The following is a 13,083-nucleotide window of genomic DNA, read 5'->3' on the forward strand; positions in this document are numbered from 1 at the left end:
ACGGATCTTTAAGCTGAAAAATGTTTAGAGATTTTTTTTATGGATAAATTTAGGCTTTCTGACGTATTAACCAACAGGGAGGTGAAAAAATGGAAGTTGAAAAATTTGTCAAAGAGTTCATCGCTGTTTTTATCAGGCAAAATGCCAGTGATGTTTACATTACGCAAAAAAATGATTTTGTCGAAATAAAGTTTTTGGCTGGCAATTTTTTGAAAAAATACCGAAGATTATCTATCAAGCAAGGGATACAGTTGATCAATTTTTTAAAATTTAAGGGGGGATTAATGCTTTCAGAACATCGACGACCACAAACAGGCTCAATAATTTTTGCTGAAGAGGGTCAATTAAATCAAAAAGTATTTGGTAGGATTTCGACAATTGGTGATTTTCAAGGCTTTGAATCATTAGTTTTACGTTTGATTTATCAACAGGCCTTTCAGCAGGATAATTTTTTCTTTCCTGATCAATTTCAACATTTGAAAATTAAAGCTCAAGAGAAAGGCTTGATTCTACTTTGTGGCCCGGTGGGATCAGGTAAGACTACAACGATGTATCAATTAGCTAAAAGTTTTAGTCAGGTTCAAATTATGACGATTGAAGATCCAGTCGAAATCTACGAACCTAGTTTTCAGCAGTTTCAAGTCAATTTTCAGGCACAAATGAGCTACTTAGAATTATTGAAAGCGGCATTAAGACATCGTCCGGATATTTTGATTATCGGGGAAATTCGTGATGCGCAAACAGCGAGTGCCGTGATTGATGCCGCTTTAAGCGGACACTTGGTTTTTAGTACGCTGCATGCCAATTGTGCGAATAGTGCTTTAAAAAGATTAATTGATTGGCAGATTCCTGCATCCGATTTATGGTCTAGTATTCGCCTGATCAATTATCAGCGCTTAATTCCAACGCTTGATATGCAGTTTAAGCTTCTTTGCGAACAACTGCTAATTACGCCTGAATTATTTAATTCTTATTTGACAGCAGAAATCTCACATGATTGGAGGGAAAACCTTGATTTTTGTCAAAAACAGAACTGGATTTCAGCAATTGAAAAAGAAAATTTTTGGTATGGATAATTCAAAATGGACCTTGAAAGAGCAAACTGATTTTTTCCAAACTTGCAGTGATTTACTACAAGCTGGTTTTTCGATCAAAAAAATTGCGAGTGATTTACCCTTGCTCTTTCCACAAAGTCGAGATAAATATCGGCAATTAGAAAAAGAGTTGTTGCAAGGCAAGACCTTAAGCTCGAGTTTGCGTCCTTTTGTCAATCGTGATATTGCGGATCAGTTATGGATTGCTGAGCAGCATGGAATGCTGCTGCTTAGTCTAGAACAGCTTGCCAAATTTTATGGTCAACGGCAACGGCAAAAGGAACATCTCCAAGGAGTTTTGTTTTATCCTTTTTTATTGATTGCTTTGCTGGTCGTACTCGTAATCATGGTTAATTATTGGCTAAAACCAGAATTAATTGATTTCCAAGCTAGTTCTAACAGTCTAAATTCGTTTAATCTTCTGATGCAGGTTTTACTTGGAATTGTCTTGAGTGGGGTTGGAATTTACTTCTTAAGAGTCAAGAAGTACTTTTTTCAAAAAAAGTATCTTTCTAAGTGGGATTGGCTTTGTCAAGTGCCAGTTTTAGGGAAACTTTTTCGTGAATATGCCTATTACTACTTGACCTTTAATTTGGGCCTGATGTTGAAAAGTGGTTTGGATCTACAAAAAATCTGCATGCTGCTAACGAGATTTGATGAAAAATCATTATTATTTCAATTTAGTCACTGTTTGCATGATGCCTCACTTTCAGGGAATCTGTTAACCACTTTGCCAGCACAACGAGCTTTTATACCACCTGAATTTCGGCTGTTCTTCAGTAAAGGGCATACTTCCAGTCAACTAAGCGAAGAACTGCTGTATTTTTCATCCGTGAAATATCAACGCTTGCTGTCAAGCTTTAGTCGACTGATTGAATTAATTCAACCAATTATGTTTATACTAGTTGCCTTAGTAATCGTCAGTACCTATCTTGAGATCCTATTACCTTTATACCAAAACTTGGGGGGAGTTTCTGATGAAAATTATTAAAAGTCGAACAAATGCTTTTACTCTAATTGAAATGTCAATCGTACTTTTTATTATTGCTTTGCTGATCCTGCTGATTTTGCCGAATATTAATTCACAAAAGGATCGTGCTCAGACAGTTAGTAATCAAGCTTTAAATCAAGTTGTTCAAACTCAAGCAGATTTGTATCGTGATCAGTATGATACCCCTAGCGTTTCACTTGATGACTTAAAAAAGGAAGGTTTTTTGAATGATGCGCAATATCAAAAAGCTGTCAAAGCTAAGATTAAGGTTCAGGAATGATGCTTTTACGTTGATTGAGATGTTAGTGGTATTGACATTGATTACTAGTTTGCTGTTATTTACAATTAAGCCAGCTAGCAATCTGACCACAGTTTATCAAGAAAAAAATTTCTGGAACAAATTGAAATATACTTGGAATCAGGAATTTACACTTATTTCACAACGTAAAGAATGGGGAAATATTAAATTTGAAAAAGACAAGATCACTTTTTATGAACAAAACCGAATACTTGCCACGATTAAGCTGCCTAAAACTTTGTATGTTTTTAGTTTTAAACAAATTTCAATTAGTGAAACTGGTCAAGTTAAAGGGACAACTGTTTTAATCAATTCCACGGATGAAAAACATCATTACAAAATTGTAGTTCAGGTTGGGTGGGGGAAATACTATGTCAAACAAAACGAGCAAGTCGGGATTCGTCTTGGCAGAAACGATCATCGCACTAAGTTTATTTTGTCTGGGAATAATTTTTTTGTGTGAAGAGGGTCAGTATTTAAACAAGCAAGAAGCACAAAAAAACAGTTTATTAAAAAAAAGTCAACAAACAGTTAATGTGAGCTATAAACTATTAGATCAATCAACTAAAAAGCTTTCTTCAAAAGAACAGCAGCTCTTAAATGAGGCGGTGAAATAATAGTGAAAAAGGATGCTTTTACTTTAATTGAATGCTTACTGGCCTTAGGAATTACATTAACATTTACACTTTTAGTCGGGACTGTTTTATCAACTGCACGAAGCGAGCTTTTTAATGAGTCAAAAGTCGATCAATTAGATTGGGAAAGATTTTCAACGACACTTTTTGGCGATAATTTAGAATTACAACATGTTGCTGATCAATCAGTAAGTCTTTTTTATAGTCCAGTGACTAACAAAAGTTATCATTTAGTTTTTGATGGTTCAAAAAATTTGCTTAAATTAGTAGCAACTGAGGGTGGATATTTACCATTATTGTATGATGTTGAAAATTATCAAATTGACTATGCAGCTGGTTATTTGAAAATTACCGCGACGATTCATCAGAAAAAATATCATTTAGTGAGGTATATTTTAACTAAAAATGAAAATTAAGGGTTTTATGTTATTTCCAGCGATTACATTTTTAATGATTTTTGCTTCTGCGAGCTATCTGCAAATTTTATGGTATCAGCAAAGAATGAGCAGCTATCAAAGTCAATTAGATCATAATCAAGCTGTCATCCTTCGAAACATAGCAATTGCTAATAGTATTAAGAAGAATCAAATTATGAAATTTGCTCAGCAAAAAGTTGAATTTCAAGGGACTAAATATCGCATAACGTTAGAAAATGGTCGTCAAATCACCTTAAACTCTCCGTTAAATTTAAGTGAGTAAAATATAACTCTTGAAATAAAGTCTAGAAATCATTAAACTGGTAAAGGTAGTTTGACAATAGAAAACAGGAGCTTTGCTATGGAAATAAAAAAGTAAAACAGGGGTTTGATCTATTTTTAGAATCGGTTAATTTATTGATGAAGTCACTCAATTCGTCTTTTTTAGATGCTTTAATTGAATCGGGAGATAACTTAAATACTGGGCAAATAATGGTTGAAAATGGTCATCCAACTGAAGCTGAGCAAAAAAAACTGACCGAAATTTATCAGCAGTTTTCAAATTTAGCTTTGACGGCTGAGCAAAAAAGACAGGTTATTCAGTTTGCTTTATTTCGCGCCCAAAGTGTTGACAAAATTCAAGCCACCCATCAATTAACACCGGATTCAATTGGAGTTTTAATTGCTGATTTCTTAAAAAGCTTTCTTCCAACCTCAAGGCCAATAGTTTTGGTTGATCCAACCGTTGGAACGGCTAATTTATTACTAACATTGGATCATTTTTTACAAAAAGCAGGTTTTTCCAACCTTGAATTTTGGGGGATTGATAATGATGATACACTTTTAGCAATTGCTTCAATGAGTGTTCAACTGCAACAAACACAAATTGAATTATATCATCAAGATGCAATTGATCCTTGGATTACTCCAAAAGCCGATATTATTGTTGCAGATTTACCAGTGGGGTATTATCCGCTAGATGAGAAAACTAAAAACTTTACTAGTCGTTCAGTTAAGGGTCATTCATTTGTTCATCACTTATTGATTGAACAATCTTTATTACAATTAAAACCAAATGGCTTAGGTATTTTTTTAGTTCCAAAGTTTATTTTTCAAACGGCTGAAGCTAAAGCATTACTGAAGGTTATTCAAAGCTTTGCTCATTTTCAAGGCTTACTGAATTTACCAGCAGATTTATTTGCTTCAAAAGAAGCGCAAAAGTCATTATTAATCTTGCAAAAAAAGGGGCCGATTGCAAAGCAGGCAGTCCCGGTTTTGATTGGAGAATTTCCAATAATTAAAGATCACGCAAAATTGGAAAATTTTGTTGAACAAGTCAAGTCTTGGCAGCATAAGAATTTATTTTACTAGAGTTTTAGGAGAGATTGAGTATGGTTAAAATACTGGCAGTTAATGCGGGAAGTTCTTCTTTAAAGTGGAAACTTTTTGAAATGCCGCAAAAACAAGTTCTAGCAGCTGGATTAATTGAAAGAATTGGGTTAGAAAAAAGTGAGTTTAGCTTTTCAGTTGCCAATAAGCAGCATCGCGAACAACTGAAAATTTCAGACCACGAAGCAGCTGTCGATTGCTTATTGGAAATTTTGACAAAGTATCAAATTGTTGGAAAACTAACTGAAATTAAGGGTGTGGGCCATCGTTTTGTAAATGGCGGCAGCTTTTTTTCAAAATCAGTTATCATTGATGAGGCTAATTTGAATTTAATGGAACAAGTTAAAGAATTAGCCCCACTACACAATCCAGGTAATATTTTGGCAATCAAGGCTTTTCAACATGAGTTGCCCACAGCAGTTAGTGTGGCGGTGTTTGATACAGGTTTTCATCAAACGCTTCCGCCAGAAAACTATCTTTATAGTTTACCTTATCAGTATTTTGAAAAATATCATGTGCGTCGGTTTGGGGCGCATGGTATCAGCTATCGGTATGTTTTCAGCCGGATGCTTGAATTGACTGATCAGCCTCGTAACCAAGCCAATGCAATTATTATGCATTTAGGTTCGGGAGCTTCAATTTGTGCAATAAAAAATGGCAAGTCCTTTGATACCACAATGGGTTTTTCGCCTGTCTCAGGGATTACGATGCAAACGCGTTCTGGGGATGTTGACGCATCTTTATTAGTATACTTGCAGGAAAAGCTGCAGATTTCACCGCAGCAAATGTTGGACATTTTAAATCAAAAATCTGGTTTATTAGGAATTTCGCAAATTTCTTCGGATTTACGAGATATCTTAGCTAAAGTTAATTCTGATTCACAGGCTAAATTAGCTATTAAGATTTTTGTTAATCGGATCATTAAGTATCTGGGCGCGTATATTACTGAATTAGGACAGGTTGATAATTTAGTTTTTACCGGAGGAATTGGAGAAAATGTGCCGCTCATTCGGCAACTGATTTGTGATAAGTTGAATCTTTTTGGTGTTAAATTGGCTGAGAGAAAAAATGCAGCTATTGGTCAAATTGCAAAAATTAGCCAGCCAAGTTCCCAAATAGCTGTCTGGGTAATTCCAACTAATGAAGAATTAATGATCGCAAAAGATGTGTTTGAGTTAGGTAAATTTAATGATGGACCAAAAATCTCATGACGTTAATTAGTAATAGGCTGTATTCCTCTGGTAACTTGAGAACATAGAAGAAGACATTGGTAATTATCGTGTTAGTCATAGTTACTTGGTAATTATGCAGTGATGTATCTATGCAAATTGTGATTCAAAATCCATTAGGGTTCATGGCTTACAAGTTAATGACTTTAGCTAGTGGTGATTGACTAATGATGAATTTTGATCATTTAAAATTGAAAGGTTTGAATTTTACTTCATTCAAAATGCAAGATATAATATTATAAGTGTGTTTTTGTAAAATGATTGGAGTGCTTTTTAGTTGAATAATGATCAAGGTTTAGCGCGTGGCTTGAAAAATCGGCATGTTCAGATGATTGCGCTTGGCGGAACGATTGGGACCGGATTATTTCTTGGCTCTGGCAAATCAATTCACTCTGCTGGACCAGCAATTGTTTTGGCTTATTTAATTACTGGCATAATTTGTTTTTGGTTAATGCAGGCAATGGGTGATTTATTATTATCAGATTTAACTAAACATTCGTTTATTGATTTTGTAGCAAAGTATCTAGGAAAAAAAGTTGGTTTTGTGACAGGGTGGACGTACTGGTTTTGTTGGATCACGATTGCTATGGCGGATTTAACCGCCAGTGGTTTGTATCTCCAGTATTGGTTTCCCAATGTGCCACGTTGGTTGCCGGGAATGGTAATTTTATTATTACTGTTAGCAGCTAATTTAACAGCAGTCGGTTTATTTGGTGAAACGGAATTCTGGTTCGCGTTGATTAAAATTGCGGCAATTGTAGGTTTAATCATTACTGGAGTTGTTTTAGTGATGATTGGCTTTAAGACTCAGCATGCAACAGCCTCAGTAATGAATTTGTTTAATTATGGCGGCTTCTTTGCCACTGGGATTGCGGGATTTGTGAAGGCTTTCCAAATGGTTACGTTCGGCTTTATTGGGATTGAACTGATTGGTGTTACAGCCTCAGAAACTCAAAAACCACAAATGACAATTCCTAAAGCGATTAACGAGATCCCACTTCGCGTAATTTTATTTTATGTTGGATCAATGCTTGCTTTAATATGTATTTATCCTTGGAATCAAATTCCGGCAGATCAGAGTCCATTCGTCCAAGTTTTTAAATTGATTGGAGTTCCCGCAGCAGCAGGAATTATCAATTTTGTTGTTTTGACAGCTGCGGCTTCGGCTTGCAATAGTTCGATTTTTAGTACTAGTCGCATGTTGTTTTCGCTTAGCCGCGGACGGCAAAGCAGTCTAGCTAAAAAGTTGAGTCACCTTTCTCGTCGTCAAGTACCCGCTAATAGTATTCTCTTTTCAACGGCGGTAATTGGGATTGTTGTAATCGCCAATTTTGTTTTTCCAAATACGATATTGTTTTCTTTTATTGCTAGTGTTGCAACTACTTGCTTTTTGTTTATTTGGGCAATGATCATCTGTGCGCATCTAAAATGTTGTAAGCAAACCAAGTTGCCATTCAAAAAATCTCGCAGACCAATAACTGATTATTTAGTGCTCGGGTTCTTGCTGTTTGTTGCCTGGGTGATGTGTTTAGATAAAATGACTTTAATTGCATTATTGGCAGCCGTTATCTGGCTCCTGGTTTTATGGCTTTTGAGTAGCGTGACGATCCAGGCTGGATAGTTATAAAATAGATTGAAATTCTTACGTGATATTTTAGCTTTGATAGCTCAAACAGTGTTTTTCAATTACCAAAGCTGAAGATAATTATTAATCAGCCTCTGCAAGATTGATTTAAATTCTATCTTGGAGAGGCAGTTTTTTTATACAATTATTCTTTTGTTATTTGTGAAACATAGTTGTAAGATAATTATTGAAAGGATTTGAAAGCTGGGATTAAAATGCTTTTTTTTACTGCCGATACACATTTTTACGATCAAAAGATGGTTGATAGTCCGCAATTTGCTAAGAGAACTTTTTTAACTGTTGAACAGATGAATCAAACAATTGTTAATCATTGGAATCAAACAGTCACCGATAATGATATCGTGTATCTTTTAGGTGATGTGGCTTTGATCGCCAGTAAAAAAGCGGCCTACCAGCAAGCCTTGTCTTTGCTGAAAACTTTGGCAGGATAGATTGTGTTTATCAAGGGCAATCATGATTCCCGAGCTTTCTTTAAATTTTTGCAACAGCATAATTATTTACTGACAAATCAGCGCAGAAAATTTATTTTCCATGATGTTGGTTGTCTGTTAAAATTTGATCATCACCAATTCTTTTTGACTCATTATCCATTACTGTTAGGAATTTCCAGAAATGGAATTAATCTTCATGGTCACATTCATCACGCCAGTTTAAATTCCGTTAATAATTTAAATGTTGGGATTGATACATCAGAGAGTGATTATTTAAGGCAGAAAATCCCATTCGGAACGCCTTTTTCACAAGCACAGATCAGCGAAATGGTTCAAGCTAAAAAGGTTGATTTTCAAAAAAGGTTGTTTTAATCCAATAAGGAGGTCTTATTTTTGACCAATGAGCAAGTGGTTATTTTTCATACTAATGATTTGCATTCGCATTTTGAAAATTTCCCGCGAATCAGGAGGTACATTTTAACTCAACGAGCTAGGTTAAAAAAATTCGCTATCAAAGTTATTACTGTTGACCTAGGAGATACAATGGATCGAGTCCATCCTTATACCGAAGCTACCAATGGACAAATCAATATTAAATTAATGAATCAAATCGGCTATGATGCAGCAACGATTGGAAATAATGAGGGAATCGGTAATTCACATCAACAATTAGAGACTTTATATCAGCAAGCAAATTTTCCTTTGATCTTGGATAATTTGCTTGACCGTCAAACTGGCCAAAAACCTGATTGGACAAAAGAAAGCAAAATAGTTGAAACCAAAACCGGAGTAAAAATTGGCTTAATTGCTTGTACAATGCCATTTGCTGCTACTTATGATATGAATGATTGGCAGGCATTGCCAGTTGATCAAGTCTTGCCGGATTTACTTGCCAAGATCCAACCTAAAGTTGATTTGATTGTTTTAATGTCGCATTTAGGGATCAATTTGGATCGGCAAATTGCTAAAAAGTATCCGCAAATTGGTTTGATTTTAGGAAGCCATACTCATCATTTACTGCCAACAGGTGAGTGGGTGGGAAGAACCCTTTTATGTGCAGCAGGCAAATGGGGTCGGTACATTGGCAAAGTTACTTTGAATTTTGATCAGCAGAATTTAACGGCTGCTAAGGCTGAAGTCATTAAAACTGAACAGTTGCCTGAAGCAGCTGGTGATCAGCTAGAAATTGATGGTTATCAAAAAAAGGGCGAACAATTGCTGCAACAATTTAAGGTGGCTAAGTTGCCAGTTACTTTGAATGCTTCACTAATTGGCAATTCACCATTGACCAAAATTGGTTTGGCAGCCGTGAAGAATTTGACGCAAACAAAACTGGCAATTTTAAATGGCGGTTTGTTTTTAGGAGATTTACATGAAGGAATTATTACTAAAAATGATTTGCATCGAATTTTGCCGCATCCAATGCGAATTGTGCGTGTTCGTTTGAACGGTTACAATTTATGGCGTTTAATTCGTGAAATGGAGAAAAATCGTAATCATTTGCGCTCTGCTTTTGTTAAGGGAAATGGTTTTCGAGGGAAAATTTTTGGCGAATTAGTTTATGATGGCATTCAATATGATCCATTGACTAAGGAAGTTTTGATTAATGGGCAACCAATTGATTTAGGGTCAGAATACGAACTGGGGACGGTTGATAATTTTATTTATTGTCCGTATTTTCCAACCCTTGAAATAGCTGGTCATGCTAGCTATTGGGGTGATCGCTTTTTGCGAGATATTGTCGGTGATTATTTGGCAACTAAATATCCACTTGAGAAAGAAGAGTGATTATGAATAGTGAAAAAAAGGAAAAGCGCCAAGCACAGTTAGCCAAAAAGGCTGAAACTTTAAAAGAATATGCCAGTAAAGTGCAGGTCACAGGAAAAAATGAGTTACTGATTGATGGACGACCATATCTGCTGATCAAAAATTATCGTGATGGATTCCAAGTTGACAAATTAGAAGAAAGATTTAGCCAAATTTTGACAAAATATGATTATATAGTTGGTGATTGGGGTTTTGATCAATTAAGGCTGCATGGCTTTTACAGTGAAAGCAATACTAAGGGATATCCTTCGCAAAGCATTACCCATTTACAGGATTATTTATATGAGTATTGTAATTTTGGCTGTGCCTATTTTATTCTGAAAAATTTGCAGGTTGTGACGCCAGCTAAGCGCTATCGGCGCAGAAAAAAAGATGGGCAACGTGCTACTAGACGGGGGAGTACCCAAGTAAAGAACTATAATCGTCGGCCAACTGCTAAAATTGATTTTGAGATCCATGAACGCAAAAATAAGCCTAATAAAAAGCGGACGTTATCAGTTGCTAATCAAACTAAAACGGCAAACTCACATCAACGTCATTTTACAATTCGACAAAAACATTAATTTAAGGCAGGTAGAAAAAGAGAATGAAAAAGTATCAAGGCTATTTAATCGATTTGGATGGAACAATGTATCGCGGCAAGGTTAAGATTCCAGCGGCTAAACGTTTTATTGAACGATTGCAAGAAAAACAGGTGCCTTTTTTGTTTGTTACTAACAACAGCACTCAGCTACCAGAAGCGGTTGTTGCTAATCTGGCTGATAATTTTGAGATTCATGTTAAACCAGAAAATGTTTATACCAGTGGCTTGGCAACTGCTGATTATTTGGCTGATTTAGATCCCAATAAGCGAACAGTTTATGTAATTGGCGAGTTAGGATTGAAACAAGCTTTTTTGGATCAAGGTTTTCGCTTTGAGGAGAAAAATCCGGATTATGCTGTAGTTGGCTTAGATTATGATGTTACTTATCATAAATTTGAATTGGCAACCTTAGCTATTAAGCGTGGGGCTAAATTTATTGGAACCAATGCGGATACTAATTTGCCGAATGAGCGGGGACTGGTCCCGGGGGCTGGATCGGTGATCGCTTTAGTCGAGTGTTCAACGCAGCAAAAAGCAACTTATATTGGCAAACCTGAAACAATCATTATGGAGAAAGCCTTAAAGAAAATTGGGTTAAAAAAGGATCAAGTAATTATGGTTGGTGATAATTATCAAACCGATATTAAAGCCGGCATCAACTTTGGAATTGATACCTTATTAGTTTATACTGGGGTTTCGACTAAAGAACAAGTGGCTAAACAGCCAATTCAGCCAACTTTTCAAATTGATTCACTTGATCAGTGGGAGGTTTAATTTGAAATTGTCCGTCTGGCTTGAGTGGCTGCCGGTAATTTGCTTAATGGTATTTTTTTTAAGCTGTTGCATTGTCTTAACGCTCAACTTTACACCGATTTATTACTATTTTGTTTATCATTATCATCTTGGTGCTAAAGTTGATCTGTCTAATCGTCAATTGATTACTCAGTATCATCAGTTACTTGCCTACTTGAATTTTCCATGGGTCACAGATTTAAAGCTTAAGCTTAAAATGTCAACTGATGGTTTGATACATTTTCAAGATGTTAAGAAATTGGTATTGATCAATTATTTGTGTTTGTTGATCAGTGGCTGGCCAGCTATCAAAAAGTTGCGGCAAATACAGCGCCTTGATAGCTGGTGGCAGTTATATTTGCCTAGTTGTTATCTTTTGGCCGCTGCAGCTATTATTTTGACTTTTGCGGTCTTAGATTTTTCGGATTTTTTTATTGCCTTTCACCAGTTACTTTTTCGTAACCAAGACTGGATTTTTGATCCACAAACTGATCCAATTATTAAAGTGTTACCAGAGAGTTTTTTTGCGGCAATGTTTGGGTGGTTCGCTATCCTTTTCTTTGGAGGCTTGCTGAGCTGCTTTATTATAACTAGAAATAAATTACTAAAAAATAAATAACACCTAGCTAAAGAAAATTGAATTTTCCTTTTAGCTAGGTGTTATTTTAGATTAGTTTTCATAAACTATTTAACAACAATAGTAGCTCTTAATGGGCTTGGATTAAATAAAAAATCAGATTTATATTAGAATGCTTGCTTTAAGAAAGTTTATGTTTTAACGCTCCAATTGCAGCTGGCAATATGGATACAAGAATAATTCCAATAATGATTAATGAAAAATGTTCTTGGACAAATGGCAAGTTGCCAAAGAAAAAGCCTCCAGAACAGCAGAGCAGCATCCAAGCAGTTGCTCCCATAAAGTTGTATTTGAAGAAATCCATAAACGGCATGCCACTGCCACCGGCAATAAAAGGTGCTAAAGTTCTGATAATTGGCATAAACCGAGCCAGCGAAATTGCTAACGCTCCGTGGCGTTCAAAAAAGTTTCGTGTCTTGGTCAAATCAGCTTCTTTGATAAAGCGTCCCAAAAAAGAATTAGGCTTGATATGATCACCAACTTGTTGACCAATTTTAAAATTTAATCCATCCCCGAGTAATGGAGCTGCCCAGAAAATGGCAACTAATATCCAAATTTCTAAATGATAGTTAGCATTTGCAGCCAAAGCACTGGCCGCAAATAGCAGCGAGTCACCGGGTAAAAAAGGCAAAATGACTGCACCGGTTTCAATAAAAATGATTAAAAATAAAATCAAATAGGTCCAATTTCCAAAAATATTAACCAGTGAAACTAAATGATCGTCAATATGAAAAATAAAATCCATTAAGAAGTTCATTATTTTCTCCTTGTAGCGAGTTTAATTATTTTTAAACTGAGGCAAGTTTTTAACTAGTTGCGTACTATGAGCAGGTTGCCGCCGTTCTGGATAGAGCATGTTCATTGCATTATTAACCGCGAGTGGAGCTTCACCAAAACCAGTTGCAATTAAATTAAGCTTTCCTGGATAAGATGCAACATCACCTATTGCGTAAATTCCTTTGACAGCAGTTTGCATTGTTGAATCAACTGGAATTAAGCCATGTTGTGCATTTAAGCCCCAAGCATTTAAATATTTGTTGCTGGAAATGATTCCATAATTGACTAACAAATAATCCGCATTGAGAGTTTTTTGTTTTTCTCCGCGGACTTCTTTAA

General features: G+C 35.7%; 15 protein-coding genes and 2 pseudogenes. 15 read left to right on the forward strand and 2 right to left on the reverse strand.

Annotated features, from left to right (window positions below):
* The first annotated feature begins 89 nt into the window (after positions 1 to 89).
* From comGA to ON15_RS08705, 15 genes and pseudogenes are all read left to right on the forward strand, one after another.
* Positions 90 to 1,076: a competence type IV pilus ATPase ComGA gene (comGA, locus tag ON15_RS08640; protein WP_010581087.1), complete on the forward strand. Its 987-nt coding sequence runs from the start codon at positions 90 to 92 to the stop codon at positions 1,074 to 1,076.
* Entirely contained in the window at positions 1,048 to 2,085 is a 1,038-nt protein-coding gene (locus tag ON15_RS08645; RefSeq protein ID WP_162255781.1) for a type II secretion system F family protein, read from the forward strand. Before comGA ends, ON15_RS08645 begins: the two co-directional genes overlap by 29 nt.
* Positions 2,072 to 2,365, forward strand: a complete 294-nt coding sequence (comGC, locus tag ON15_RS08650) for a competence type IV pilus major pilin ComGC (protein ID WP_010581089.1) — start codon at positions 2,072 to 2,074, stop codon at positions 2,363 to 2,365. The genes ON15_RS08645 and comGC overlap by 14 nt, the downstream gene beginning before the upstream one ends.
* Positions 2,316 to 2,846, forward strand: a complete 531-nt coding sequence (locus tag ON15_RS08655) for a prepilin-type N-terminal cleavage/methylation domain-containing protein (RefSeq protein ID WP_268869596.1) — start codon at positions 2,316 to 2,318, stop codon at positions 2,844 to 2,846. The genes comGC and ON15_RS08655 overlap by 50 nt, the downstream gene beginning before the upstream one ends.
* A gap of 156 nt (positions 2,847 to 3,002) precedes the next feature.
* Positions 3,003 to 3,434 (forward strand): ComGF family competence protein, encoded by a 432-nt coding sequence (locus tag ON15_RS08660; protein WP_010581091.1) that lies wholly within the window; start codon positions 3,003 to 3,005, stop codon positions 3,432 to 3,434.
* On the forward strand, positions 3,424 to 3,717 hold the full coding sequence (locus ON15_RS08665) for a hypothetical protein (protein ID WP_010581092.1): 294 nt from the start codon (positions 3,424 to 3,426) through the stop codon (positions 3,715 to 3,717). Before ON15_RS08660 ends, ON15_RS08665 begins: the two co-directional genes overlap by 11 nt.
* Before the next feature lie 116 nt (positions 3,718 to 3,833).
* Positions 3,834 to 4,040: pseudogene (locus ON15_RS12220) on the forward strand (class I SAM-dependent methyltransferase); the annotation flags it as partial.
* Positions 4,041 to 4,070: 30 nt separating this feature from the next.
* Positions 4,071 to 4,805 (forward strand): class I SAM-dependent methyltransferase, encoded by a 735-nt coding sequence (locus ON15_RS08670; protein ID WP_328285378.1) that lies wholly within the window; start codon positions 4,071 to 4,073, stop codon positions 4,803 to 4,805.
* A 20-nt stretch (positions 4,806 to 4,825) separates the two neighbouring features.
* Positions 4,826 to 6,034, forward strand: coding sequence for an acetate/propionate family kinase (locus tag ON15_RS08675; RefSeq protein WP_010581094.1), 1,209 nt, complete (start codon positions 4,826 to 4,828; stop codon positions 6,032 to 6,034).
* 295 nt (positions 6,035 to 6,329) lie between these two features.
* A complete protein-coding gene (locus tag ON15_RS08680; RefSeq protein ID WP_010581095.1) occupies positions 6,330 to 7,673 on the forward strand; it encodes an amino acid permease in 1,344 nt (447 codons plus the stop codon).
* A 218-nt stretch (positions 7,674 to 7,891) separates the two neighbouring features.
* Positions 7,892 to 8,500: pseudogene (locus tag ON15_RS08685) on the forward strand (metallophosphoesterase).
* 21 nt (positions 8,501 to 8,521) lie between these two features.
* Entirely contained in the window at positions 8,522 to 9,916 is a 1,395-nt protein-coding gene (locus ON15_RS08690) for a bifunctional metallophosphatase/5'-nucleotidase (RefSeq protein WP_010581096.1), read from the forward strand.
* A gap of 2 nt (positions 9,917 to 9,918) precedes the next feature.
* Complete coding sequence (locus tag ON15_RS08695) at positions 9,919 to 10,518, forward strand: YutD family protein (protein ID WP_010581097.1); 600 nt, start codon at positions 9,919 to 9,921, stop codon at positions 10,516 to 10,518.
* A 23-nt stretch (positions 10,519 to 10,541) separates the two neighbouring features.
* Entirely contained in the window at positions 10,542 to 11,312 is a 771-nt protein-coding gene (locus ON15_RS08700; RefSeq protein ID WP_010581098.1) for a TIGR01457 family HAD-type hydrolase, read from the forward strand.
* Between the two features lies 1 nt (position 11,313).
* Complete coding sequence (locus tag ON15_RS08705) at positions 11,314 to 11,949, forward strand: TIGR01906 family membrane protein (protein WP_010581099.1); 636 nt, start codon at positions 11,314 to 11,316, stop codon at positions 11,947 to 11,949.
* Between the two features lie 139 nt (positions 11,950 to 12,088).
* Here ON15_RS08705 and ON15_RS08710 read toward each other — a convergent pair whose 3' ends face one another.
* Entirely contained in the window at positions 12,089 to 12,724 is a 636-nt protein-coding gene (locus ON15_RS08710; RefSeq protein ID WP_010581100.1) for a VTT domain-containing protein, read from the reverse strand.
* Positions 12,725 to 12,745: 21 nt separating this feature from the next.
* Positions 12,746 to 13,083: NAD(P)/FAD-dependent oxidoreductase (locus tag ON15_RS08715; protein ID WP_010581101.1), on the reverse strand; the 338-nt coding region annotated here is incomplete at its 5' end.

Source organism: Liquorilactobacillus vini DSM 20605, assembly GCF_000255495.1.
In the GTDB taxonomy this organism is placed as follows: domain Bacteria; phylum Bacillota; class Bacilli; order Lactobacillales; family Lactobacillaceae; genus Liquorilactobacillus; species Liquorilactobacillus vini.